Source organism: Roseibium sp. (assembly GCF_965216085.1).
Lineage (GTDB): Bacteria > Pseudomonadota > Alphaproteobacteria > Rhizobiales > Stappiaceae > Roseibium.
Genome location: NZ_OZ244138.1, coordinates 259,348 through 285,000, shown reverse-complemented (window position 1 = coordinate 285,000; position 25,653 = coordinate 259,348). Strand labels below are relative to the sequence as shown.

The following is a 25,653-nucleotide window of genomic DNA, read 5'->3' as shown; positions in this document are numbered from 1 at the left end:
GTTCAACAGGCCTATCGACAGGTCCGCACCTTCATTATGAAGTGCTGGTCAATGGCCGCTATATGGATCCGATGCGGATCAAGCTGCCGAAGGGACGGACGTTAGACGGTGAACTGCGCACCGCATTTGAAGGCGAACGTTACCGGATCGATACCTTGCTTGATAAGGCCCGCAAACCGTCACGGCTCGCATCGATCAATTGAGCCCGTTCCAGATAAAAAAAGCCCGCAAATCTTGGATCTGCGGGCTTTTTTTTGCGCTGGAGCATCCTGCATCCAAGTGAACGCAGGATACTCTATCTACCTAAGATCGATCAGCTTTGGCTGCTCAAGCGGTTCTACTTAAACAGCCGCTGATCAAACTTATGTGGCTTTAGGCTGCTTGACTTCCCGCGCCTGCGACCTGGAAGATCAGCCGGTCGGTTCCAGCCGATACATCCACCGTCTGACCATCCAAGACGTCTCCGGCGAGGAGTTTTTCGGCAAGCGGATCCTGAACGTCCTTCTGGATGACCCGTTTTAACGGGCGTGCGCCATAGGCCGGGTCGTATCCCTTTTGGGCGAGCCAACCGAGCGCGCCGTCGTCCAGATTGAGCGTGATTTTGCGGTCGGTCAGCAGACCGCGGAGACGTTCCAGCTGGATTTCGACAATCGCGGACATCTGCGAACGTTGCAGCCTGTGGAACAGAACAATCTCGTCCAGACGGTTCAAGAACTCCGGCCGGAAATGGCCACGGACCACCGACATGACTTCATTGCGAACAGCATCGCTGTCCTCGCCTTCCGGCTGATTGACCAGATACTCCGACCCAAGATTCGACGTCATGATGATCAAAGTATTGCGGAAATCCACGGTCCGTCCCTGCCCATCTGTCAAGCGGCCATCATCAAGTACCTGCAAAAGCACATTGAAGACATCGCTATGCGCCTTCTCGATCTCATCGAAAAGAATCACCTGATACGGACGCCGGCGCACGGCTTCGGTCAAAGCACCGCCTTCCTCATAGCCAACATAGCCGGGAGGCGCGCCGATCAGCCGGGCGACGGAGTGTTTCTCCATATATTCCGACATGTCGATGCGGACCATTGCACTGTCGTCATCGAAGAGGAAGCTGGCGAGCGCCTTGGTGAGTTCGGTTTTGCCAACACCGGTCGGTCCAAGGAACATGAACGAGCCAATCGGCCGGTTCGGGTCTTGAAGACCAGCACGCGCCCGGCGTACGGCTGTTGAAACAGCATGGATCGCCTCACTCTGACCGATAACACGGCCGGCCAGGACATCTTCCATGCGCAGCAGTTTTTCCCGTTCGCCTTCCAGCATCTTATCGACTGGAATTCCGGTCCACTTCGAGACAACCTGGGCTATATGCGACGGGGTGACCGCCTCATCCACCATGGCATCCTTGTCTTCAGAGGCTTCAGCTTCGGCCAGCTGACGCTCCAGATCTGGAACCACGCCATAGGCCAGTTCCCCGGCTTTTGCCAGGTCTCCTTGCCGCTGCGCGATTTCCAGATCGATCCGGGCCTGTTCCAGCTGCTCCTTGATCTTCTGCTCAAGGTTCAGCTTTTCTTTTTCACCAAGCCAGCGGTTACTGAGGGTCTGCGACTGTTCTTCCAAATCGGTAAGTTCTTTTTCAAGCTTGCCCAGCCGATCTTTGGCCGCCTCGTCACTTTCGGTCTTTAAGGCTTCGCGCTCGATCTTCAGCTGAATGATGCGCCGATCCAACTCATCCAGTTCTTCCGGTTTGGAATCCACCTGCATCCGCAACCGGCTTGCAGCCTCATCGACAAGGTCGATGGCTTTATCCGGCAGGAACCTGTCAGTGATATAACGGTTGGACAAGGACGCGGCCGAGACAATGGCAGAATCGGTGATGCGCACGCCGTGGTGAAGTTCGTACTTGTCCTTGATACCGCGCAGGATTGAGACCGTGTCCTCGACGGTCGGTTCCGTCACAAACACCGGCTGGAATCGGCGGGCGAGCGCGGCGTCTTTTTCCACGTGCTTGCGATATTCATCGAGTGTCGTCGCCCCAACACAGTGCAACTCACCGCGGGCCAATGCCGGCTTTAAAAGGTTCGACGCATCCATCGCGCCATCTGCTTTGCCAGCGCCGACCAATGTGTGCATCTCATCGATGAACAAGATGATACCACCGGCCGCTGCTTCGACCTCGGAAAGCACCGATTTCAATCGCTCTTCAAACTCACCGCGGTATTTCGCACCAGCGATTAACGCGCCCATGTCCAGCGCTAGGAGCTGTTTGTCTTTCAAAGATTCAGGTACATCACCATTGATGATGCGAAGTGCCAGACCTTCTGCAATGGCGGTTTTACCAACGCCTGGTTCACCGATCAAAACCGGATTGTTTTTCGTCCGGCGAGAGAGCACCTGGATCGTACGGCGGATTTCCTCGTCACGGCCAATCACCGGATCAAGTTTACCGTCCCGGGCTACTTCTGTCAGATCCCGGGCATATTTCTTCAAGGCTTCATACTGGTTTTCGGCCGTTACACTGTCAGCGGTGCGCCCCTGACGTAACTGGTTGATGGCTTCGTTCAAAGCATTCGGCGTAATGCCATGCCGCTTAAAAAGTTTACCGGCCTCGCTGTCGGCATCCATTGCCAGTGCCAGCAAAAGACGTTCTACGGTGACAAAACTATCTCCCGCCTTATCTGCAATCGATTCTGCCTGTTCAAACAAGCGTGCGGTTGCCTGGTGCATATAGAGCTGACCGGAACCACCAGACACTTTCGGCATCTTGTCCAAGATACCCTCTAAATCACCTTTGAGCGCCTTCGCGCCGCCGCCGGCACGGTCGATCAAACCACTTGCCAAGCCTTCCGGGTCATCCAGAAGAACTTTCAAAATGTGTTCCGGTGTAAACTGCTGATGGCCCCGTCCCAGCGCAAAGGTCTGGGCGGATTGAATAAAACCGCGGGCTCGTTCGGTGTACTTTTCGACGTTCATATATGACCTCCTACCCGTCCGCACCACCCGAAGCGTGGGGAACGTTTTGAGATTCAGACCCCGTTTGCGGGCATCTGCGCAGCCTCATCAAGCACTGCTCTTCAAATATAGTGTTGCATATTCACAACAAAACCCCCCTGTCAGCGATTTCTGCTGCAAAACAAAAAACGGCGCCCGAAGGCGCCGTTTTGCATCTTAAACCTTGTCTCGCACTGACCTTACTCGCTGGCAGGTACAGCTTCCGCAGGAGTTTCCTCGGCTGCTTTGGTTCGCCGTGGACGCGTGGTCCGCCGGCGTGGTTTTGGCACCTCTTCGGCAGCCTCGGCAGCCGGAGCACCGTCCGCTGCAGCATCCGTGTCAGTGGATGTTTCTACAGCGGCTTTCTTCGGTGCGCGGGCCCGCGGGGTTCTAGTCCGCCGGCGCGGTTTTTCTTCCGCCTCAGCCGTCTCACCATCCGATGCTTTCGCAGCTCCGTTCACCTGACCTTCCTGGTCGATTACCGGCATGTTGTCGATAAATGGCTGCGGAGCATCACCATCAACTACAGCGGCATCAGCAGGAGTCTGAGTTGCCTGCTCGGCACCATTGGCAGCAGCCGGGGTACTTGCAGCAACTTGCTCCTGATTATCATCCGCTTCGTTGCGTGCAGCTGGTTGAGCTGACTGTTGTTGCTGCGGCTGTGCAGCAGCGACGATCCGAAGATAATGTTCTGCGTGCTGATTATAATTTTCAGACATCACCCGATCGCCCGATGCCTGAGCATCCCGGGCAAGCTGCTGATACTTCTCCGCAATATGCATCGCTGTGCCGCGGATTTTCACATCAGGACCGTTGGATTCATATGTCCGGGTTAGCGGATTAGGTCCTTTGCGGCCCCGTCCGCGCATACGCTTATTGCTTTGATTTCCTGGTCTCATCCTGCCGTTTTCTCTTAAGGAACGGCGGTCAGCGCAATGCTGACCAAACATCGGAATTGCCTAAACCGATTACGAAATTCACACCGAAACCCATGCGTGATGGCATGCGGCCGCCAATGAAACAAAAGACACCGTGCGTCCGGCCAATGACCAGCGCCCTCGTCTCTTTCTTAGACAGTCCAAAAACCGGTTCGCCCGATTCGCAACAACGTCAACAGTGCAAGTCTGCCTATTTCGTGAAGTTGCCGGATGCGTATGCCCCGCTTAACGCTTATCACATCTCCGGTCTCGGCAAGCTGAACCTACCCGTTTCCGTTGCGATTTCCAAGTGCTTTTTCGCAGCAAGATTAAATCAAAAGTATTAAACCCTGCGAGCTGTTGCAACACGGTCACGCCCGCCAAGATCTTGAATGATATCAATCGCCTCAAAGCCATGATGACGCAGCTGGTTTTTCAACTCACCCGCCTGATCATAGCCGATCTCGAGTGCGATACGCCCTCCAGGTACAAGAATCACTGCAGCGCGCGCAACGATACGCCGATAAGCGTCCAGCCCGTCCGCGCCACCATCGAGCGCCAGATTCGGATCATGTTTTGTAACCTCAGCCGAGAGCTCATCGAGGACTTGTGTGCGAATGTAAGGCGGGTTGCTGACGACCCAGTCGAAGCCTTCCTGAAGAGGATCTGCATAATCTGCGCGCACCGGCAAGAACCGGTCACCAACACCATTGCTCTTGGCATTTGCCGCAGCACATTCGAGCGCGTCGGCGGAGATATCGACGGCGACCATCTGCGCCTTCGGCAGTTCATCCAGGAGGGTCACAGCGATGGCGCCTGTCCCGGTGCCGATATCGCACATCTTAAGAGGTTGATCAGGGTCGCACTGACGCAAAACGGCATCGATCAACGTTTCGGTATCCGGCCGTGGCTCTAAAGTCGCGTGATTGAGTTTGAAAGAGAGGCCATAAAACTCGCGCTCACCAAGTATGCGGCCGACGGGCATGCCACCAAGCCGTTCCTTGGAATACTCCAGTGCCCTTTGTGCGCTGGCCTCAGGAGCCTCATCCAGTTCCATCAAGAGAAGATTGGACACAGTTGTCCCAAGAGCCGCACTCACCAGGAGCTTTGCATCCAGATCCGGTGTCTCCAAGTCGGCAGACCGAAATTGATCGCGGACCTGCCGGTAGAGCATTCCAACCTTCATTGGCCAGCTTTCTTTGATTAGCTGTCTTCTGATGCCAAAAGATTCGCCTGATAATCGAGGATCAAGGCTTCAATCACCTCACCAAGACCTTCGCCTGCAATGATCTGATCAAGCTTATAAAGGGTCAACCCGATACGATGGTCAGTTACGCGGCCTTGAGGGAAATTGTAAGTTCGAATTCGCTCTGACCGGTCCCCGGACCCGACCTGAAGCCGGCGCGCTTCTGTCCGCTCGCTTGCGGCCCGCTCGCGTTCCTCATCATAGATCCGCGCCCGCAAAAGCTGCATGGCCCGCGCCTTGTTCTTATGCTGCGAGCGCTCATCTTGAACCGCCACGACAATTCCAGTTGGAAGGTGCGTAATCCTAACGGCAGAATCGGTTGTGTTGACGTGCTGGCCGCCAGCACCGGACGCCCGGAACGTATCAATCCGCAGATCACTGTCTTGAACATCAACATCGACGTCTTCAGCCTGCGGGAGAACAGCAACCGTCGCCGCAGAGGTATGGATTCGACCACCGGTTTCGGTGGCCGGCACACGCTGCACACGGTGAACACCGGATTCAAATTTCATCCGGGCAAACACGTTTTCACCTGTAACCGAGGCAATAATTTCCTTAAACCCGCCGACTTCCCCTTCGCTGGCTGACAGGATTTCAACTTTCCAACCCTGCAATTCGGCGTACCGCTGATACATCCGGAAGAGATCACCAGCAAATAGAGCAGCTTCATCGCCGCCCGTTCCAGCCCGCACTTCCAGGATCGCATCGTTGGTGTCGGCTTCATCTTTCGGCAATAGACCAATGCGCACGTCTTGTGTCAGCTGCTCGACGCTTTCCGACAATTCATCACGTTCCAGCTCAGCCAGCTCGCGCATTTCGGCGTCAGTCTCCGGATCGTCAATCAAATCAGAAGCGCCTTTGAGGTCTTCTTCCGCCTTGACCAAGGCACGGATTTTCATCACCAGCGGCTCAAGCCCGGCATATTCCCGTGAGAGTTTGACATAGGCAGTTGGATCGGGATTTGCCGACATCATATGTTCAAGTTCGGCAAACCGGTCCAGCAAATTATCGAGTTTATGACGCGCCAGCATACGCGCAGGTTCTCCTGAATTCCCAACTATTGGGGTGGCAAAAGCAGAGTGCCGCTAAAGAGCGACGTCCATTTCTTCAGCATACCGGGTCAAAAAGGCCCTGATATTGCTGTCGCGATGTTCCGGCTCCATACGCGGCAACAACCGCGCCCTTAGCCGGCTGGCATCAAGTGTGCGCAACATGGCTTTGACAGGACCAAGAGACGCCGGCGACATTGAGAGGTTTCTATATCCCAAACCAATCAAGGCCATGGCCGATAGCGAATTGCCCGCCATCTCGCCACAAAGTGTAACCGGGACATGTGCTTTATCTGCCGCATCAACGATCATTTTCAAGGCCCTGAGGAAAGGAGGGCTTAAAGGATCAAAACGGCCAGCTACACGAGTGTTGCCCCGGTCGACTGCGCAAAAGAATTGGAACAGATCGTTGGAGCCCACGGAAATGAAATCCACGTGGCCCAGAAGTTCATCCAGTTGAAACAGCAGGGATGGCACTTCAACCATCACACCAAGGCGCACTGTTTCAGGCACCGGGTGGCCATGGCGGCGCAAATGCTTGAGTTCCTTCTCAACGAGCGCACGCGCATCGAGGAACTCGGCCACTTCAACCACCATCGGGAACATGAGTTTCAGATCCCGGCCCGCAGCGGCATGTAAGAGCGCCCGGATTTGCGTCCGTAAAAGCCCCGGACGGTCCAGCCCAAGGCGCAGCGCCCGCCAGCCCATGGCTGGGTTTTCTTCCAGGATTGACCTCAAGTAAGGCAGCACCTTGTCGCCGCCAATATCGAGAGACCGGAAGGTTACTGGCTTACCGCCGGTCGCATCCAAAACTTGTGAATATTGAGCTTCCTGCTCACGCATGCGAGGGAAAGACGAGGCAACCATGAACTGGAGCTCTGTGCGGAACAGGCCGATCCCGGCGGCACCCGATTCTTCCAGATGCGGCAGGTCGACCAGCAGTCCCGCATTCATCTGCAAAGCAATCTCAACGCCATCTTTGGTGACGGAGGGTTTACTGCGCAGCCGGCGGTACTGAGCCTGGCGTCTTGCGCGGAAGCGGACTTTTTCGGCGTAAGCGTTTTCAAGATCGGCAGCCGGACGCAGATGCACTTCGCCGCTGTCGCCATCCACAATGATGGCATCGCCGCCATCCGCGAGGCTGACGATGTCTTCCACCAGTCCAACAGTCGGAATCCCGAGCGCTCGCGCAACGATGGTCACGTGGCTGGTCGGTCCGCCTTCTTCCAAAACAAGCCCGCGGATCCGGTCACGGCCATAATCCAGCAGCTCGGCCGCACCCATGTTGCGGCCAACGATGATCGCATCTTGTGGAAGTTCTTCGAGACCTGGTCCGTGCTCACGGCCCATAAGTTCGCGGATCAAACGGTGCGCCAGATCATCCAAATCGTGCAACCGTTCGCGCAAATACGGATCTGTCTGGCGCAGCATCCGGGCGCGTGTATCGCTTTGAACTTTTTCAACGGCCGCTTCCGCGGTCAGGCCGTTTCGGATCGCTTCTTCAATCTTGCGAATCCAGCCCCGGTCATAAGCGAACATCCGATAGGCTTCCAGCACTTCACGGTGTTCACCCGTCGCCGCGATTTCACCGCTGGCCAGAAGATCATCGATGGAAAGACGCAGCCGGTTGATTGCGCCGTCCAACCGCCGTTTTTCCTTGTCGGCATCCTCGGCAATCAGATTGGTAACGACAACGCGTGGCTCGTGCAGAACCACATGGCCAAGCCCGACGCCCTCTGCCAGACAAATGCCGGATGCGGTTATCGGGCGTGACAGATCGAGACCGGTATCTTTCTGGGCAATCGCCTCGAGTTCCCCAGCTGCCACCATTTCCGCAATAATCATTGCGGTGGTCTGCAGCGCCTCAACTTCATCTTCTAGGTAGGTCCGGTGGGATTTGTTCTGAACAACCAAAACGCCGAGCGTGCGCCCGGCCCTGAGGATCGGAACACCGAGGAAAGAATTGTAAGCTTCTTCGCCGGTCTCTGGCAGATAGGCAAAGCCTGGATGCGCGCTGGCATTCGGCAAGTTGAGCGGACGGGCTTCGGCAGCGATCAGGCCCACAAGGCCTTCGCCAACCCGGAGCGACGCATTGTGAACTGCTTCGCGCTTCAAACCTTCTGTTGCATAGAGCTCCAGAACGCCATCAGCCCGCAGAATGTAAACAGAACAGACTTCGGCGACGACATTCGACGCGATCAGGACAACGATCTTGTCGAGCCGTTCCTGCGCCTTGATCGGCTCCGCCATGACTTCCCGGAGCCGGCGGAGCAATAGGCGTGGTCCTGCAAGGTTGTTTCGCATTCCCCCCCCGATTGATCCCGCTCATTGGTTTGGCTGGTTCTGAATCGGTCGGAACCAGTCTTACGGATTCTTATCCGTCCAATCCGTATAGCGAATGGAGAGTCCGCACCGCAAGTTCTGCGTAGGCGGAATCGATCAGAACGGAGATCTTGATCTCGGAAGTGGTGATCGCGCGGATGTTGATACCTTTGCTCGCCAAACCGCTGAAACACTGAGCAGCCACACCGGCATGGGAACGCATACCGATCCCAATAACCGACACTTTGACGACATCGGTTGCGCCTTCAATGTTCTGAAAACCGATTTCTTCCCGATTGTCATTCAGGACTTTCTGCGCGCGGTCGTAGTCAGCTTCCGGCACGGTGAACGTGATATCGGTTGTCTTGCCGTCCGGCGAAATGTTCTGGACGATCATATCAACATTGATATTGGCATCGGCCAGCGGTCCAAAGACCGACTGCGCCACCCCCGGCTTGTCCGCAACATCACGGATCGAGATCTGGGCTTCGTCCTTGGCATATGCAATGCCGGTGACAACTTGCTGTTCCACGAGTTCGTCCTCGTCGCAAATAAGAGTTCCTGGGGGAAGATTGCCTTCGCCGGTCTGCGGTGCTTCCGGGTCATCAAAGCTGGAACGTACAAACGTACGCACGCCATGGACCATGGCCATTTCGACCGACCGGACTTGAAGGACCTTGGCGCCAAGCGAGGCCATTTCGAGCATTTCTTCAAATGAAACGCGGGCCAGCCGTTGAGCTTGAGGTACAATGCGCGGGTCCGTCGTATAGACACCATCTACATCGGTGTAGATATCGCAGCGGTCCGCCTTAATGGCTGCCGCGATTGCAACCGCGCTGGTGTCAGATCCGCCCCGGCCGAGTGTCGAAATCCGGTTATCAGGCGCGACACCCTGGAATCCGGCAAGCACGGCGACCTGGCCTTGTCCAAGGCGTTCGCACAAAAACTCACTGTCGATTTCCCGGATCCGGGCAGCGCCGTGATTTTCATCGGTTTTGATCGGCACCTGCCATCCTTGCCAAGATCGGGCGTTGACACCCATATCTTGCAAAACGATGGCCAAAAGGCCTGACGTCACCTGTTCGCCTGAAGCAACGACCGCGTCATACTCGCGGGCATCGTGCAGTGGTGAAGCTTCGCGGCAGAACTGTACCAGCTTGTTGGTCTGTCCGGACATCGCCGAAACAACAACCGCAACCTGGTGGCCGGCATCCACTTCCCGTTTGACATGGCGGGCGACATTCCGGATGCGATCAAGGTCGGCAACCGATGTTCCGCCAAATTTTAAAACCAGTCGGGCCATTCCACTCGTATTCTAGTTATGACTTCCCGAGGCGCCGAACGCGCCGGTTGGATCGGCGGACATGCATACAGGCTGCGTCGCCATGCTGCAACCGGGTGCCTTGACAAATAGGCTGCGACCTTGGAACGACAGGTAAGACAAACTAGATGGGTGGAGTTGCGGCCAGCTGCACTCCCTTTGAGGATCAACAAATGACAGGTACGGCAAAAATGACCAGCGGCACCATCGACAGCGACGAGGTTGCCCGTTTTTCCGCAATGGCCGACGAATGGTGGGATCCGACCGGCAAGTTCAAGCCGCTGCACAAATTCAATCCGGTCCGCCTTGCCTATATCAAACAGGAAGTCTGCCGGAAATTTGACCGGGACCCGAATGCGCCTGACGCTTTCAAAGGACTACGTTTCCTGGACATCGGCTGTGGCGGTGGCCTGCTGAGTGAACCAATGGCCCGCCTCGGCGCCGAAGTCGTAGGGGCAGATCCTTCCGAAACAAACATCGAAATCGCCCGTCTTCACATGAAGAGTTCCGGGCTTGAAATAGACTACCGCGCAGAAACGGCCGAAGGGCTGGCCGATGCAGGCGAAACCTTCGATGTTGTATTGAATATGGAAGTTGTCGAACATGTTGCCGATGTGCCGTTGTTCCTGACTGCCACCAGCCGCATGGTACGCCCGGGCGGCTTGATGTTCGTTGCAACGATCAACCGGACCTTAAAAGCCTATGCTCTAGCGATTGTTGGCGCCGAGTACGTCCTGCGCTGGCTGCCAAAAGGCACGCATTCTTATGAAAAGCTTGTCCGGCCGTCGGAAATCGAAGCGCCTCTAAATGCCGCGGGGCTAAAAATCATTGACCGGTCCGGTGTCAGCTTTAATCCTCTGACGGACACCTGGAGCCGTTCGCGCGACATGGATGTCAATTACATGCTGCTTTCCGAGCGGTCCGAGGCATCCTGATGGGTGATCCAATCGTTTTTGTGCCAGGGTTGTTGTGCACCGAGGCCTTGTTTGCCCCGCAGATTGTTGCCTTCGCGGACCGTCCAATCATGGTCGCCAATCACCGTGAGCATGACAGTATCGAAAAAATCGCTGCCAGCATCTTAGAAAATGCGCCAGAGCGCTTCACCCTCGCCGGCCTGTCCATGGGCGGGTACATCGCCATGGAAATTCTGCGGGAAGCCCCACACCGGGTCGGCAAGGTGGCTCTCCTGGATACAAATGCGCGGCCGGACAGCGCCGATCAAACGGAACGCCGGAAATTCATGATCAAGATGACCCGGGAACGGGGCTTTCAAAAGGTTCCACATCTACTTTATCCGGGGTTTGTTCATGAAAGCCGGGAAGAGGATGCTGACCTGAAGGCCATCGTGGTCGATATGGCCAACGACACCGGACCTGAAGGCTTTATCCACCAGCAGACCGCTTTGATTAACCGGCCGGATGCCCGGTCACGTCTTCCGGAAATTACCTGCCCAGCGCTGGTTCTGGTCGGTGAGGGCGACAGATTAACACCACTCGAGATTTCCGAGGAAATTCATTCCCTTATCCCAAACAGCGAGCTGGCTGTTATTGAGGGCAGCGGCCATCTATCGACGTTGGAAGAACCGGAGAAAGTGACCAACACATTGCGCGATTTCCTAAACAGGCCGTAGTTTGCCAACGCAAGTGAAAGACTGCGACAATTCCGCCACGCTTGCTTTTGATCTAGGTCAACGATTAGAGTTCCGTCTTACGTAGAGTTAGATAAACTCTGACGTTGTGCGCTTGTCAGCGCGCATAGACCGGAAACAACGCCGGCACAAAATATCACCCCGCCGGCGTTCGCTTGACTGCCACTCAAAAGCGGAGGTTTCAAATGCCGACAAAACGTAATACCGGCGGATTCGATTTCATAGGCAAGGTACCTGACTGGCCGATCCCGGCTTTTTCAAATTGGGCATTTGCTGAAAGAGAAGACCGGATGGAAGCCAAGGCTGTCGCCAGTTTCCAAAAAATCGGTGAAACAATGTGGTCTCATGCTGGTAAGGCGTTTGAAGATCACATGGACTTTGTCAGCCACCGGCTTCACGAAGATTTTGAATGCGCAAAATCCTTAAGCCAATGCAGTGCTCCCGAGGAAACCTTTTCAACGCTTCAGGCCTTCTACGCCAAGATGTCCAGCGAGTATCAGGCACACTTCGAAAAACAAGCTGCACTGCTTCGCGAAAGCTACAGTGAAAATGCGGCGGCAGTTGAAGAGCTCAATGATACGGCGATGGAAACCGTGAGCGAATTCAGCAAAGCTGCGGAAGAAAGCATCAAGGAAGTTCAAAAACCAAAATCACGCCGCAAAACCGCTGCAGCTGGCTAGGTGTTAAACTACCCATTGGCCAGACATTGTTGTGGCCATTGTATATCGGTAGGGCAGCCAATTCTGGCTGCCCTATTATTTTGTCTAATTCTTATCGTCTGGGAGGTCAGGCAGCGGCAGGACCGAAATTCCTTCGTCCAGAAGGTCCATGGCTTCTTTCGGTGAGGTTTCACCGTAGATATTGCGTTCTTCGGCTTCGCCGTAGTGGATCTTGCGCGCCTCGGAGGCAAAAGAAGATCCAACATTTTCAGAATTTTCGGTCATTTTGGCGCGCACAAGCCGCAACGCCTCTACAATCTCCTTCTGACGCACATCATTGGGCATCAGCGCAGAAGCTTGCGGTTTAACGTCGCTGGCAGGAGCCGGAACCTGTGGGGTGGTTTCTGGCGCAACGGCAGGAGGAGCCGGGGCCGGTTCACTGACATCAGGAACCACCATGGCGTCTTTCTTCCGCGATGTGGACACTGCCGGTGCCATCAAACCCTTTTTAACGTCAGTGCTGTTGCACACCGGGCACATAACCAATCCGCGGGCGCACTGCGCATCAAAGTCGTCCGAGTTCCGGAACCAGCCTTCAAACGTGTGCGGCGCATCGCAAATGAGCGTGTATTTGATCACGCCGGTATCTCCTTCAGGCCATCAGCAAGCCTGCAAGCAAAACCCCGCTCGTTGGCAATAGCGGGAATGCGTGCCCGTGCCTTGGCAACATTCTCTGTATCGACGGCGGCAAGTACATAACCGGGCGCATCATGGTCCAGTTCGGCGATCACCTGCCCCCAGGGATCGACTATGAGGCTGTGCCCGTAGGTTTCCCGTCCGTCCTCATGCAACCCGCCTTGAGCGGCAGAAATCACATAGGCGCCATTTTCGATGGCGCGGGCGCGCTGTAGCACATGCCAATGGGCTTCACCAGTCTGCCGCGTAAAAGCCGCAGGTACGGTTAACACCTCAGCTCCGCGTTTTGCCTGCTCTCGGAAGATCGCCGGGAAGCGCACATCATAGCACACAGCCATACCAAAGCGGCCGAATGGCAGATCCACCAAAGTACTGTCATGTCCCGGGTCATAGGTCGCCGACTCCCGCCAGCTTTCGCCATTCGGAAGATCCACATCGAACATATGGATCTTATCGTAGGATGCCTGGACGCTTCCGTTCGGACCGATGAGAAAAGCGCGGTTCGCGGCGTTTCCACCTTCCTTCAAAATGGCTAATGAACCAAGATGGAGGTGGATCGAGAGCTCCGCAGCAACCCGGCGGGCCATCGCAAGAAATGGATCCGTTTCCTCCGGCCCGATCCGGTCCATCAATTCATCACGGCTGCGCACCAGGATGTTGGACATTTCCGGTGTTTGGACATAGGCAGCCCCGTCACCCGCAGCTTGCCGGATCAGCTGTTCAGCGGCTACAGCGTTCTCGGCAACAGTTTTTCCGCTCCGAAGCTGAATGCACGCAGCCGTAAAAGTAGCCATCGCCTGGTCCTTACCCATCAAGTATCAATGATACAGCTGCCCATGACATCGTCAGGCAAGCAATTGATCCAGTTTGCCTGCCCGCTCCAAATCATGCAAATCGTCGCAACCACCGACATGTTTTGAGCCGATAAAGATCTGCGGGAATGTTGACCGGCCATTCGATCGCTGCATCATTTCTTGACGCAGTTCAGGATCAAACGTGGCATCGTGTTCTTTAAAGGAAACACCTTTTTTGTCCAAAAGCCGCTTTGCAGCGGTACAGAAGCCACACAACTGGCGGGTATAAATCGTCACATCAGGCATTCAGTTCATTCCTTCTCGCGCGCCAGGATCAAATCCCCACGCCTATAGCAGTATTTGCAGCGGATATATGCGATAGAGGGATGAAAACTCAAGAACGGCTGAAAGTGCCTACCAATCAGAATATCCCACGTCTTCGTGATTGGTGAGGTCTGCAACCGCAAAAGTCAGGACATCGACTGATCTTGCCCCGGCAGCTTTGAGAACTTTTGTACAGGCACTTACCGTAGACCCAGTGGTATACACATCATCGATAAGAACCACGTGCCGGCCAACAATGGCCGGCTGCGCATTTTCCGGCACTTTAAAAGCCCTCCGCACATTCCGTTTCCGTTCCTTAGCGGGCAAACCGACTTGCTGGCGTGTCCGCTGGGTGCGGGTTAGATAAGCTGGGGCATATTCTGCGCCGGCAATGCTCGAAATCGCTCGTGCAAGTTCGGCTGCCTGATTGAAACGTCTTTGCCAAATGCGGGTCCAATGCAGGGGAACTGGAACAAGCAGGCTGTCCGGCAACACCTCACTACCGGCACGTGCCATCCATCGCCCCATTGGCTGAGCCAAGTCCCGCCGCCTGCCAAACTTCAGTCCCAAAACAAGATCTCGCGCAGGGCCGGAATAAAAGGAAACAGCTCTCAACCTGTCAAAATCTGGCGGTGACGTCAGGGCTCGAGGACTGAGCGCATCCTCGCCAACATCGTGCGAAAAAGGGGTTCCCAGCCTTTGACACCATGGTTTTTCCAGAAACCGCATTTTCCGCCAGCATGATCCGCATAATCCACTTTCGTGAGCAATTGTTTGTTCACAGCAGACGCAGCGCCGCGGCAACAGTGCATCCAGAAGCAGCTCCATAGCTGCGCCCGGAAAATCGAAAAGAGGTTTTAAGATCATAAACGTTCCCCAAGTGGAAAACGATACCACAACCCAAAATGCAGACGAACAGCAGAGACGGCTTTCTTCCGGTCAGCAGCCGTTTTGACCCCAGGCTGATTATGGCATATGTCAGCCTCAAATTGGCACCAAGGAAAGTCTTGTCTGTGACCACGCAGCCTGAATTGTTCGATCGCACACTTCTGCGGCACCGGCGCAAGGTCGCTCTGAAAAACGCGAAAACTGGCTCGGATTTTCTGCTTGCTGCAGTTGCCCAAGACCTCGGTGAACGGCTGTCGACAATCACCCGGATGTTCGATATTGCAATCGACCTCGGGGGCCATGGCGGGCATGTCACGGAAATGCTGAAAGCGTCTGCCAAAACACAGACTATTTGCCGGGTAGACCTTTGGTCGGGAGATCCCAACCTTGCTCCGCCTACCCTGGTTGCTGATGATGCCGTGCTCCCATTCAAAAATCAGTCCGTCGACCTGATCGTCTCAGCACTCAACCTGCAATTCATCAACGACTTGCCCGGAACACTCGTTCAGATTCGGCGGGCACTGCGCCCTGACGGGCTATTTCTGGCTACGCTTGCCGGCGCCGGAACGCTGACTGAATTGAGAGATTGCCTCACACGGGCAGAACTGGAGATAACCGGAGGTGCAGCAGCGCGAGTTCTACCGTTTGCCGATACCCGCGACCTTGGGGGCCTTATGCAGCGGGCAGGCTTTGCCTTGCCGGTCACCGATATGGATCCGCTGACCGTGCGCTACGACACGATGTTCGATCTGATGGCCGACCTGAAAGCGATGGGGGCAACTTCAATTCTGAGAGACCGCAGCCGGACACCGGTCAGCCACCAGATCTTCTTGCGCGCTGCGGAGCTATATGCCCAAGATTACTCAGACCCAGACGGGCGCATCCGGGCAAGTTTTAATCTGGTAACTCTGCTTGGCTGGGCTCCACATGAAAGCCAGCAAAAGCCGATGAAGCCCGGCTCGGCTAAAACCCGGTTGGCGGATGCGCTGAAGACGCAAGAAGTGAAACTGACCGAAAAACCGTAAATTAAGGCGCTTGAAGCGTTTTATGGAGAGGCTTGGGAAGACCCGGATTGCATCGCATCAGAGATTGCGGTGAAGATATCATCGCGCATCGTCTCTCCAATACTGACGAATGTGATCAGAATCGCAACGCTGATAAATGCAACCATGAGTCCGTATTCGACCATGGTCGCGCCGCTGCGGTCGGCAAGAAACCGGGTCAATTCACGATTTAAAAAATTGCCAATCTTAAAAAACATTCAATCAGCCCTGCCAATCCTCAGCCCGAAACAGCGTCCATAATGTGCGGTATCAGCGGCTCATCTGCCGCTGGCATCGGATAATCCCGCAACCTTACTGCGCGCACCCATTTCAGAGCTTGATTTTCCCGCCCTTGAGGAAAACCGTCCCACCGTCGGCAGATAAAAAGTGGCATAAGAAGATGAAAGTCTTGATAAGTATGGCTGGCGAAGGTCAAGGGCGCCAGGCACGCTTCATTAACCTCAATCCCGAGCTCTTCATACAATTCGCGGATTAAAGTTTCTTCCGGCCGCTCACCATCTTCGACCTTTCCACCCGGAAATTCCCACAAACCTGCCATTGATTTGCCTTCTGGCCGTTGCGCCAGCAGGATTCGCCCATCCACATCGACGAGCGCACATGCGGCCACAAGGACTATTTTTGTCATGTCATGAGTGTCCGATTTTGAAACAACTGCGAAAAACTACGGGAATTTCCGAAGTGACGTCCTAAAAACTTCTGACAGTGTCATTAGCTCCGGTAATCACCATTGATTGCGACGTACTCTTTGGTCAGATCGCAGGTCCAAACCGTCGCTGAACCATTCCCAAGTCCAAGGTCAGTACGGATTACAATCTCATCTTCCTTCATGACAGCCGAGGCTGCGTCTTCGCTGTAGTCGGGATCCCGCTCACCTTCAACCGCGACCCGAACATCGCCAAACCAGATCGCGAGGCGATCCCGGTCCGCCGGTTCACCGGCCTTACCAACAGCCATGACCACACGGCCCCAATTGGCATCTTCTCCAGCAACCGCCGTCTTCACCAGAGGTGAGTTCGCAATTGCCAGAGCGATTGTTTTAGCGGACTGGTCGCTTTCTGCACTCTCGACCCGTACTTCCACGAACTTCCGGGCCCCTTCCCCATCCCGAACGATTTGATGTGCCAGGTCTGTCATGACATCGGACAACGCTTCACGCAGGACAGAAATGCGCGGATCGTCTATAGTAACAACCGGCTCAACACCTTCGTTTTCGGCAGCACCGGTGGCGAAAAACAAAACCGTATCCGAAGTCGACGTATCGCTGTCCACCGTGACCGCATTGAAGGAGGTTTCGGTTTTTTCGCTCAAGAGCGCCTGCAATACCGCTGGGGAGATAGCGGCGTCGGTGAAGATGAACGACAGCATCGTCGCCATATCAGGCGCAATCATGCCCGCGCCCTTGGCAATCCCGTTAATGGTGATGGCCTTGCCGTCCAGCTCAACACTTGCAGTTGCCACCTTGGGATAGGTGTCGGTGGTCATAATCGCCTCAGCCGCTTCCAGCCAGCTCGCACTACCTTGAGAAGCAACCAATTGCGCGGCCACATCTTCAAACTTTTCCGCAGGCAGCGGTTCACCAATGACACCAGTCGAGGCAAGGTAGATGCTGTTCAGCGGACAGGACATTGCCTTGGAGATGATAGCGGCGGACAGCTCAACCGAAGCCTTGCCCTTCTTTCCGGTAAAGGCGTTGGCGTTGCCCGAATTGACCAAGAGTGCCTGAGCTTTGCCGCCAGACAAAATATCCTTGCACCAATCGACCGGCGCAGACGAACATTTGGACTTTGTGAATACACCCGCAACCGTCGTTCCCTCGGAAAGTGATGCGAGCAACACATCTGTACGGCCAGAATACTTGATCCCGGCTTCAGCCGTCGCAAATGTCACCCCAGCAATGTCCGGCATATCGGGGTAGGATTTTGGGGCAAGCGGAGAAACATTGGTCGACATGGGATCGGTTCCAAACTGTCATAATGAAGCTGGAAATGTCCCTAGCCACCAGCTGTCCAGTCCGCAAGTCTTTTCGCGAAAATCCAAGCATCGCTCCGGAAAAACAAAAATGCCCGGCAGGCGCGTGCCACCGGGCATTTCTCGGATCGAACTAAATGTAGTTATTCAGATGCCGGTGCTTCGTTTCCAGCATTTGCCAGTTTCTCGTCTAGAATCTCGACCGCGTATTCGTCTTTCAACTCGGTCATGCGGGCGTCATACCGCTCCCGCATCAGCTGCTGGCGCAGGTTCGCTTCTACCGAATCCAGAGCCGGCTTTTCCTGGCGGCGCTTGTCTTCCAGTTTGATGACATGCCAGCCGAATTGGGTCTCAACCGGTTCCTTGGTGTAAGACCCTGGCTCCAAAGCAAAAACAGCTTCTTCGAACGGCGGCACCATTTGGCCTTTGCCGAAGTAGCCGAGATCTCCGCCACCCGGGCCGGACGGGCCAGTGGATTTTTCTTTCGCCAGCTCGACGAAGTCCGCACCGCCATCCAGTTCTTTGATAATGGCTTCAGCTTCCGCCTTTTCCTTCACCAGAATGTGACGAGCATTGATCTCTTCAGGACCTTCGAAATCCGCAAACTCTTTCTCGTATGCGGCTTTGACGTCGTCATCGGTGATGGCACTGTTAATCTTCTGGCCGAGATAAGCGTTGCGAAGCGCCCGCAGCTCAAGAAATTCAAGCTGTTTCTGGAACTCAGGATCCTGGTCAAGTCCATCTTTTCTGGCAGCCAAGGCCAGCAATTCCATATCGATCATTACATCCAGCAGCAATTGGCGCCATTGTGCCGGTGGAAACCGCTGAAGCTCCTGGCCCAAGTCCTGGGCGGCAAATGCAATATCGGCTTCGGTGATGACTGCACCACCAACTTTTGCAACAACATCGTCCGGTTCGGCCGCGGACAGAGAAGCCGATCCGAGCGTCAGGGCCAGAAAGGAAACAGCAAGCGCTTTGACTGGCCTGCGCAAGGAATTTCGGAGCATAAGAAAACCTTTACCTATGGGAACATGTCTCTTTTTACCCTCCTAGAACGAGGGCTTGGGTACATTGCCTATTCCAGCAGCGTTGACAAGCATACAGCCCCCTCTTATCTGTCGGGCGGCCCTGCTGCGAGGTTGGGATGGCATCTTTTCGGCCGCGTTCACCGGCCAACGCGCTGTGTATCATGCACAACGTGTACAGCAAATTGAGACGATTTCATGGGCAGGCGTCAGATTGCCAGTGACGCAGCCGGTAAGGGAAGGACCGCCACATGGCTGGCCTTGGCGCATTAGCACGTAAGTTGTTCGGGTCTGCAAACGACCGGATAATAAAATCATTCCGGGCAAAGGTTGAGCAGATCAATGCTCTGGAGCCTGAAATACAGGCTTTGTCGGATGAAGACCTGCGCGGACAGACTGAGAAATTCCGCGAACAACTCAAAAATGGCGCGACCCTCGACGACATTCTTGTTCCAGCATTCGCAACAGTTCGCGAAGCGGCCAAACGTGCGCTCGGCCAACGTCACTACGACGTTCAGCTGATTGGCGGCATGGTTCTGAATTCTGGCCAGATCGCAGAAATGCGGACTGGTGAAGGTAAAACCCTCGTTGCGACCGCTCCGGTTTACCTCAACGCTTTGTCAGGCGATGGTGTCCATGTGGTCACCGTCAACGACTACCTGGCGCAGCGCGACAGCGAATGGATGGGCCAAGTCTATAAGTTCCTCGGCTTGACGGTTGGCTGCATCACCCACGGCCTGTCCGATGAAGAACGCCGCGCAGCTTATGAAGCCGACGTTACTTACGGCACCAACAACGAATTCGGGTTCGATTATCTGCGCGACAACATGAAACACGACCGCCCGTCGATGGTTCAGCGCAGTCATGCCTTTGCAATCGTCGATGAAGTTGATTCGATCCTGATCGATGAAGCGCGGACACCGCTCATTATTTCCGGTCCGCTGGAAGACCGCTCAGAATTCTACAACACGGTTGATGCGTTCATTCCGAACCTGACCGAAGAAGACTATGAGCTTGATGAGAAGGCGCGTTCGGCGACTTTTACAGAAGCGGGTAATGAAAAACTCGAAGGCCTTTTGGCCGAAGCTGAATTGCTGAAGGGCGAGTCGCTCTACGATGTCGAGAACGTCTCCATCGTTCACCACCTGCAGCAAGCTCTGAAGGCGCACAAACTGTTCCAGCGGGACAAGGATTACATCGTCCGCAATGATGAAGTCGTCATCATTGACGAGTTTACTGGCCGCATGATGCCGGGGCGCCGCTTCTCTGAAGGCCTTCACCAAGCCCTGGAAGCGCGTGAGAAAGTCCGCATCCAGCCGGAAAACCAGACACTGGCTTCGATCACGTTCCAGAACTATTTCCGCATGTACGGCAAGCTTGCCGGCATGACAGGCACCGCGTCCACGGAAGCCGACGAATTTGCCGACATCTATAAGTTGGAAGTCGTTGAAATTCCGACCAATGTCGCTGTCAAACGGGTTGATGACGACGATGAGGTTTACCGGACGTTCCAGGAGAAATTCAATGCGATCGTCGAGCTGATTGACGACTGTAAGGAACGCCGCCAGCCGATCCTGGTCGGCACCACATCGATCGAGAAATCCGAGTATCTGGCCGACCTTCTGAAGAAACACGGCTATAAGCAGACCGATCTGAGCGATCCGGCTGCATTCGCAGCAGCTCAGAAGAAGGACGACGGCAAATCCAAAGTCTTTGCCGTTCTGAACGCGCGTTACCACGAACAGGAAGCCTTCATTGTCGCCCAGGCAGGTTTGCCGGGCGCGGTGACGATCGCAACCAACATGGCCGGCCGCGGCACAGATATTCAGCTCGGCGGCAATGCCGACATGCAGATCGAGATGGTCCTTGGCGACATGCCAGAAGGCGAAGAACGGTCTGCAAAAGAAGCTGCGATCCGCTCTGAAGTCGAAGACCTGAAGCAAGAAGCTCTCACCGCTGGCGGCCTTTATGTGATTGGCACCGAACGCCACGAGAGTCGGCGGATCGACAACCAGCTGCGCGGCCGCTCCGGCCGTCAGGGTGATCCCGGCCATTCGAAATTCTTCTTGTCGCTGCAAGACGATCTGATGCGGATCTTCGGCTCTGAGCGCATGGACTCCATGCTGCAAAAGCTCGGCCTCGAAGAAGGCGAAGCTATTATCCACCCGTGGATCAATAAGGCTTTGGAAAAGGCTCAGCAGAAGGTTGAGGCGCGCAACTTCGACATTCGTAAGAATCTCCTGAAATTCGATGACGTCATGAACGACCAGCGCAAGGTCGTTTTTGATCAGCGCATCGAACTGATGGACAGCGAAGCCATTCAGGACGCCGTCTCGGATATGCGTCACGACGTCATCGACGATTTGGTGGCACGCCATATTCCGGAAAAGGCATATCCGGAACAATGGGACACCGAAGGCCTTGAAGAAGAGGTGCGCAAGTACCTCAATCTGGACCTGCCGATCAAAGATTGGGCGGCAGAAGAAGGAATTGCAGACGAAGAGGTCAAGGACCGGCTCACCCGCACGGCGGATGAAGCCATGGCTCAAAAAGTCGCCAAATATACACCGGACATCATGCGTCAGGTGGAAAAGGCAATCCTTCTGCAAACCCTCGACAACTTATGGCGTGAACATCTAGCCAACCTCGACCACTTGAGGTCTGTCGTTGGTTTCCGTGGGTATGCCCAGCGCGATCCTTTGCAGGAGTACAAGACCGAGTCCTTTACGCTGTTTGAGACCATGCTGGTCCAGCTGCGTCAGATCACCACCGGACAGCTTCTGCGGGTAGAACTGGTGACAGAGCAGCCGCCGGAAATGCCGCAAGCTCCGGAAATGCACGCCCAGCACATCAATCCGCTGACCGGCGAGGATGAAGTGGCGCTTGCAAATGCACCGATGCAACCGGCCGGACAGAGGGATCCGAACAATCCGGAGACCTGGGGCAAGGTCGGGCGAAATGAAGCTTGCCCATGTGGGTCTGGCAAAAAGTACAAGCACTGCCATGGCGCTTTGGTCTGATCATCAGACGATTTTCGAAAACGACAAACCGGCGCCCAATAATTTGGCGCCGGTTTTTCTTTTCAACACAACATCTTGCAAAAAATCTTTCCAATCGCGTATTCGATTGGAAGATAGCGGATTGCTTTGCTGCCTTGTTCTTACAAAAGACCTGACTTACGCTGCAGAAATATTGATGGGGGTGAGGTTCTCCTTACGGCGAACAAAATAAAAAACAGTGCCACTCATGTGAGAGCTGCACCGCGACATAATCCTGCGGAGGTCGCGCTGTATGGGTACGTTTCATATCGAAATCATCAAACCGTCGCACTACGACGATGACGGATATGTTTTGCAATGGTGGAAAGCCTGGATCCCTTCAAATTCCATGGCCTGCCTTTATGCCATTGCCCAAGATTGCGCTGCCAAAAAGGTTCTGGGCGCAGATACGGACATCTCGGTCAACGCTTACGATGAAATGACGATGCGAGTGCCTCTCGCCGAGATTATCCAGAAAACTCAAGGAAACAACGGCGTCGTTTGCCTGGTTGGCGTTCAGTCCAACCAATACCCGCGGGCCCTGGAAATCGCCAAACAACTGCGCAAGGAAAACGTCACCGTGCTGCTCGGCGGCTTCCATGTTTCCGGCTGTCTATCGATGCTGAAAGACGTGCCCCCTGACCTTCAAGAAGCCCTGGACCTTGGCATCACGTTGTTTGCAGGTGAAGCAGAAGAACATTTCGCCAATCTCTTGAAAGATGCCGCCAACGGAGATCTGCAGCCGATCTACAACGTCATGCATGATCTTCCAGGCCTGCAAAACCAGGTCCCGCCACTACTGCCGGAAAGCATTGTCCGCAAATACGATGGGAACTTATCTTCGTTCGATGCGGGCCGGGGTTGCCCGTTCCAGTGCTCGTTTTGCACGATCATCAACGTGCAAGGGCGGAAATCCCGCTGGCGGGATGCTGATGACATTGAGAACCTGATCCGGGCCAACCATGCACAAGGCATCACCGCGTTTTTCATCACCGATGACAACTTTGCCCGCAACAAGAACTGGGAAGCGATATTCGACCGGATCATCCAGCTGAAGGAACAGGATGATATCTGCATCCATTTCCTGATTCAGATCGACACGCTCGCGCACCGTTTGCCCAATTTCATCGAAAAAGCGGCCAAGGCCGGCTGCACCCATGTCTTCATCGGATTGGAAAGCATCAATCCGGAAAATCTGAAGCATATGAAGAAGGGCCAGAACCGGATTACCGAATACCGCAAGATGTTCCAATTGTGGAAGGAAGCCGGCATCATGACCTATGCCGGGTTCATCATGGGCCTGTCAAGCGACACGCCGGAGAGCATCAAGCGCGACATTGAGATCATCCAGCGGGAATTGCCCGTCGACATGCTCGAGTTCACCATGCTTACTCCGCTGCCGGGCTCTGAGGACCATAAAGTGCTCTATGAAAAGGGTACTTGGCTCGATCCGGACCTCAACCGTTACGATCTGGAGCACACGACCTGCGAACACCCCCTCATGAGCCCGGAAGTTTGGCAACAAACGTATTGGGATATCTGGGAGTGGTACTACACCAAAGAGCACATTGAGACGCTGATGAAGCGCAATGTCGCCTATGGCATCAAACCGGTTCGCGTCTGGCGGCTTTGCTTACAGATCTATGGCGCGATGAAATTCGAGGGCGTTCACCCTCAGCAATGCGGTTATTTCCGCCTGAAAGACCCACTTCAGCGCCGTCCTGGCTTCCGCCGCTGGCCTGCTTTCATTCATTACCCACGCTTTGCTCTGGAAAGCCTGATCAAATACGCCCGCTTCGGCCTTTACGGCTTGAAACTTCATCGGATGCGCAAGCGGATCCAGAAGGATCCGGCCAGCAAGACCTACACGGACTTTGCCATTCAACCGGTGGAGGATGCCGAGGAAGAAAACCTCGAAATCTTCAACCTGAACGAAGCCTCGCGCGAAGCGGTGGCCAAGGCCAAGCGCCAAAAGGAAATCGTCGAAAAGACGCGCCAGGACAACGATCAGCCAATGGAACCGGCACAATAGGTCAAAGTCACTGCCGTCCCGGCCTCTGAGCCGGGACCTTTTTTGTCTTTCACAGACACATCGGTTTCCAACTCATCAGAACACCGAATTAATCCTATATCTCAGCGTTGCTTGGTCCGGGATGGCAGTGCGATGAAGCTATTGCCCAGCCGCATCCATAAGGGCTGGCCTTTTTGTGTCTTTTCCGGCAGGTTGCCGCAAAGATTCCAACAACACCCGTGTCCATGCAGCCCACACCCGCCGCCCAAATCTACGTCTCCAGACGGAAACAAATTCGCCCAGACCGGCCGCTTCTGAGCGTCATTGTCCCGGTCTACAACGAGGAAGACGTCATCCGGCACTTTCTCGAGGCGACCCGTCCCGTTTTGGAAGAAACGGGTTTTCCGTTCGAATACGTCTTTATCGACGATGGCAGCCGGGACGGCACAGCCGACATTCTCACAGAAGAACTGGCCAACGGATTGCCCGGGCGGCTGCTTGGTCTGTCGCGGAACTTCGGCAAGGAAGCCGCCCTTTCGGCCGGCCTGGAAGCTGCAAAAGGCGGCATTGCCGTCATAATCGACGCAGACCTCCAGGATCCGCCGGAACTGATCCATCAGATGATCGATGGCTGGCGCGCCGGTTATGATGTGGTCTATGGGCTGCGTGTCGACCGGACCTCCGACACCCTGATGAAACGCTCAACGGCGGGGATGTTCTATCAGGTCTTTAACAAGCTCTCGAACATCGACATGCCTGCCAATGCAGGCGATTTCCGGCTGATCGACCGGACTGTGATCGACGCTTTGCTGCGTCTTCCAGAACGCAACCGCTTCATGAAAGGCCTGTTTGCCTGGGTCGGGTTTCCATCCATGGCGGTTCCTTACGAACGCCCGCAGCGCAAAGCAGGCACTGGGAAATTCAATTATTGGAAACTTTGGAATTTTGCGCTGGATGGCATTGCCGGGTTCACGACGATGCCACTCAGGATCTGGTTCTATGGTGGCGCTCTGGTTTCACTGATCGCCTTCACCTACGCTCTGTACCTGACCCTTCGGGTCTTGTTCTTCGGCATTGATGTGCCTGGTTATACATCCCTGATGGTCGCCGTGTTGTTCTTCTCAGGTGTCCAGCTGCTGTCGATCGGCATGATCGGCGAATACATCTCGCGGCTCTTCAACGAAACCAAACAGCGGCCGGTTTATCTGCTTCAAGACGTCATCGAAGGCGGTCCCGCCAAAGACGGGAAACCGGATGTCAACTGACCGAAGCCGGCAATCTCTCAAAACCGAAGCCGGTGCTGCAGGGAAATTCGCGATTGTTGGCATTGCTGCCACGCTGACCCACGCTGGTGTCTCGGGTGTTCTTCTGGAAACCGGCTGGCTACCGGCCATGCTGGCGAATTTAGCCGGGTTTGTGATTGCCTTTGGGGTTTCGTTTTCCGGGCACTATTACTGGAGTTTTTCACATTTGCGCCAGCACAACGCAGCGCTCAAGGCGATGCTGCGGTTCTTTCTAATCGCCGTTTCCGGGTTTGCGCTCAATTCAAGTGTGCTTGCATTGTGGCTCAGTTTCACGCCCTGGCCGGATTTGCTGGGATTGATGATCGCGATCGCCATCGTCCCGGCGCTCACTTTTGTTGCGGCTCGCATGTGGGCCTTCTCGCACACAGCAGAAAACCCTTAAGAGTGTTCT

General features: G+C 55.0%; 23 protein-coding genes and 1 pseudogene (1 of these 24 only partly in view). 9 read left to right on the top strand and 15 right to left on the bottom strand.

Going from position 1 to position 25,653, the window contains the following annotated elements; all coding sequences use genetic code 11:
- Window positions 1–203, top strand: partial view of a M23 family metallopeptidase gene (locus ACOOFE_RS01405; RefSeq protein WP_420413335.1) — the final stretch only. Its footprint begins 1,777 nt before the window's first position; 203 of the gene's 1,980 nt are visible here — the last part of the coding sequence; the start codon falls outside the window, past its left edge; it ends in the stop codon at window positions 201–203.
- Between the two features lie 169 nt (window positions 204–372).
- Here the strand turns inward: ACOOFE_RS01405 and clpB are convergent, their stop codons facing one another.
- The 6 genes from clpB to ACOOFE_RS01375 all read right to left on the bottom strand — a co-directional run bounded on the left by clpB (window position 373) and on the right by ACOOFE_RS01375 (window position 9,825).
- A complete protein-coding gene (gene clpB / locus ACOOFE_RS01400) occupies window positions 373–2,970 on the bottom strand; it encodes an ATP-dependent chaperone ClpB (protein ID WP_420413334.1) in 2,598 nt (865 codons plus the stop codon).
- Between the two features lie 218 nt (window positions 2,971–3,188).
- On the bottom strand, window positions 3,189–3,887 hold the full coding sequence (locus ACOOFE_RS01395; RefSeq protein ID WP_420413333.1) for a DUF4167 domain-containing protein: 699 nt from the start codon (window positions 3,885–3,887) through the stop codon (window positions 3,189–3,191).
- A gap of 361 nt (window positions 3,888–4,248) precedes the next feature.
- Window positions 4,249–5,091: a peptide chain release factor N(5)-glutamine methyltransferase gene (prmC, locus tag ACOOFE_RS01390; RefSeq protein ID WP_420413332.1), complete on the bottom strand. Its 843-nt coding sequence runs from the start codon at window positions 5,089–5,091 to the stop codon at window positions 4,249–4,251.
- A gap of 17 nt (window positions 5,092–5,108) precedes the next feature.
- On the bottom strand, window positions 5,109–6,182 hold the full coding sequence (gene prfA / locus ACOOFE_RS01385) for a peptide chain release factor 1 (protein ID WP_420413331.1): 1,074 nt from the start codon (window positions 6,180–6,182) through the stop codon (window positions 5,109–5,111).
- 54 nt (window positions 6,183–6,236) lie between these two features.
- A complete protein-coding gene (ptsP, locus tag ACOOFE_RS01380; protein WP_420413330.1) occupies window positions 6,237–8,504 on the bottom strand; it encodes a phosphoenolpyruvate--protein phosphotransferase in 2,268 nt (755 codons plus the stop codon).
- 70 nt (window positions 8,505–8,574) lie between these two features.
- The gene (locus ACOOFE_RS01375) at window positions 8,575–9,825 is read right to left on the bottom strand and encodes an aspartate kinase (RefSeq protein WP_420413329.1); all 1,251 of its coding nucleotides are present in this window, start codon (window positions 9,823–9,825) and stop codon (window positions 8,575–8,577) included.
- Window positions 9,826–10,016: 191 nt separating this feature from the next.
- Between ACOOFE_RS01375 and ubiG the strand changes: the two genes are divergently transcribed.
- The 3 genes from ubiG to ACOOFE_RS01360 all read left to right on the top strand — a co-directional run bounded on the left by ubiG (window position 10,017) and on the right by ACOOFE_RS01360 (window position 12,171).
- On the top strand, window positions 10,017–10,778 hold the full coding sequence (ubiG, locus tag ACOOFE_RS01370; RefSeq protein ID WP_420413328.1) for a bifunctional 2-polyprenyl-6-hydroxyphenol methylase/3-demethylubiquinol 3-O-methyltransferase UbiG: 762 nt from the start codon (window positions 10,017–10,019) through the stop codon (window positions 10,776–10,778).
- On the top strand, window positions 10,778–11,473 hold the full coding sequence (locus tag ACOOFE_RS01365) for an alpha/beta fold hydrolase (RefSeq protein ID WP_420413327.1): 696 nt from the start codon (window positions 10,778–10,780) through the stop codon (window positions 11,471–11,473). Before ubiG ends, ACOOFE_RS01365 begins: the two co-directional genes overlap by 1 nt.
- A 203-nt stretch (window positions 11,474–11,676) precedes the next feature.
- Window positions 11,677–12,171, top strand: a complete 495-nt coding sequence (locus tag ACOOFE_RS01360) for a hypothetical protein (protein WP_420413326.1) — start codon at window positions 11,677–11,679, stop codon at window positions 12,169–12,171.
- Window positions 12,172–12,255: 84 nt separating this feature from the next.
- Here the strand turns inward: ACOOFE_RS01360 and ACOOFE_RS01355 are convergent, their stop codons facing one another.
- The 5 genes and pseudogenes from ACOOFE_RS01355 to ACOOFE_RS01335 all read right to left on the bottom strand — a co-directional run.
- Window positions 12,256–12,789, bottom strand: coding sequence for a DUF1178 family protein (locus ACOOFE_RS01355; protein WP_420413325.1), 534 nt, complete (start codon window positions 12,787–12,789; stop codon window positions 12,256–12,258).
- Window positions 12,786–13,640: a carbon-nitrogen hydrolase family protein gene (locus ACOOFE_RS01350; protein WP_420413324.1), complete on the bottom strand. Its 855-nt coding sequence runs from the start codon at window positions 13,638–13,640 to the stop codon at window positions 12,786–12,788. Before ACOOFE_RS01350 ends, ACOOFE_RS01355 begins: the two co-directional genes overlap by 4 nt.
- A gap of 51 nt (window positions 13,641–13,691) precedes the next feature.
- Window positions 13,692–13,946: a glutaredoxin 3 gene (grxC, locus tag ACOOFE_RS01345; protein WP_420413323.1), complete on the bottom strand. Its 255-nt coding sequence runs from the start codon at window positions 13,944–13,946 to the stop codon at window positions 13,692–13,694.
- 108 nt (window positions 13,947–14,054) lie between these two features.
- Complete coding sequence (locus tag ACOOFE_RS01340; RefSeq protein ID WP_420415659.1) at window positions 14,055–14,480, bottom strand: ComF family protein; 426 nt, start codon at window positions 14,478–14,480, stop codon at window positions 14,055–14,057.
- Window positions 14,481–14,696: 216 nt separating this feature from the next.
- Window positions 14,697–14,792, bottom strand: a pseudogene (locus ACOOFE_RS01335) (double zinc ribbon domain-containing protein); the annotation flags it as partial.
- Window positions 14,793–14,977: 185 nt separating this feature from the next.
- Between ACOOFE_RS01335 and ACOOFE_RS01330 the strand changes: the two are divergent.
- Entirely contained in the window at window positions 14,978–15,877 is a 900-nt protein-coding gene (locus ACOOFE_RS01330) for a class I SAM-dependent methyltransferase (RefSeq protein ID WP_420413322.1), read from the top strand.
- Between the two features lie 20 nt (window positions 15,878–15,897).
- On the opposite strand, the gene ACOOFE_RS01325 is transcribed toward ACOOFE_RS01330, so the two are convergent.
- From ACOOFE_RS01325 to ACOOFE_RS01310, 4 genes are all read right to left on the bottom strand, one after another.
- The gene (locus ACOOFE_RS01325) at window positions 15,898–16,113 is read right to left on the bottom strand and encodes a Flp family type IVb pilin (protein WP_420413321.1); all 216 of its coding nucleotides are present in this window, start codon (window positions 16,111–16,113) and stop codon (window positions 15,898–15,900) included.
- Window positions 16,114–16,133: 20 nt separating this feature from the next.
- Complete coding sequence (locus ACOOFE_RS01320; protein WP_420413320.1) at window positions 16,134–16,541, bottom strand: (deoxy)nucleoside triphosphate pyrophosphohydrolase; 408 nt, start codon at window positions 16,539–16,541, stop codon at window positions 16,134–16,136.
- A gap of 83 nt (window positions 16,542–16,624) precedes the next feature.
- The gene (gene argJ / locus ACOOFE_RS01315) at window positions 16,625–17,866 is read right to left on the bottom strand and encodes a bifunctional glutamate N-acetyltransferase/amino-acid acetyltransferase ArgJ (protein WP_420413319.1); all 1,242 of its coding nucleotides are present in this window, start codon (window positions 17,864–17,866) and stop codon (window positions 16,625–16,627) included.
- Window positions 17,867–18,027: 161 nt separating this feature from the next.
- Window positions 18,028–18,891: a peptidylprolyl isomerase gene (locus ACOOFE_RS01310; protein WP_420413318.1), complete on the bottom strand. Its 864-nt coding sequence runs from the start codon at window positions 18,889–18,891 to the stop codon at window positions 18,028–18,030.
- Window positions 18,892–19,160: 269 nt separating this feature from the next.
- Between ACOOFE_RS01310 and secA the strand changes: the two genes are divergently transcribed.
- From secA to ACOOFE_RS01290, 4 genes are all read left to right on the top strand, one after another.
- Window positions 19,161–21,929 (top strand): preprotein translocase subunit SecA, encoded by a 2,769-nt coding sequence (gene secA / locus ACOOFE_RS01305; protein ID WP_420413317.1) that lies wholly within the window; start codon window positions 19,161–19,163, stop codon window positions 21,927–21,929.
- A gap of 271 nt (window positions 21,930–22,200) precedes the next feature.
- Window positions 22,201–23,979: a B12-binding domain-containing radical SAM protein gene (locus tag ACOOFE_RS01300; protein ID WP_420413316.1), complete on the top strand. Its 1,779-nt coding sequence runs from the start codon at window positions 22,201–22,203 to the stop codon at window positions 23,977–23,979.
- A 224-nt stretch (window positions 23,980–24,203) separates the two neighbouring features.
- A complete protein-coding gene (locus tag ACOOFE_RS01295; protein WP_420413315.1) occupies window positions 24,204–25,223 on the top strand; it encodes a glycosyltransferase family 2 protein in 1,020 nt (339 codons plus the stop codon).
- Window positions 25,213–25,644, top strand: a complete 432-nt coding sequence (locus tag ACOOFE_RS01290) for a GtrA family protein (RefSeq protein ID WP_420413314.1) — start codon at window positions 25,213–25,215, stop codon at window positions 25,642–25,644. The genes ACOOFE_RS01295 and ACOOFE_RS01290 overlap by 11 nt, the downstream gene beginning before the upstream one ends.
- The last annotated feature ends 9 nt before the right edge of the window (window positions 25,645–25,653 follow it).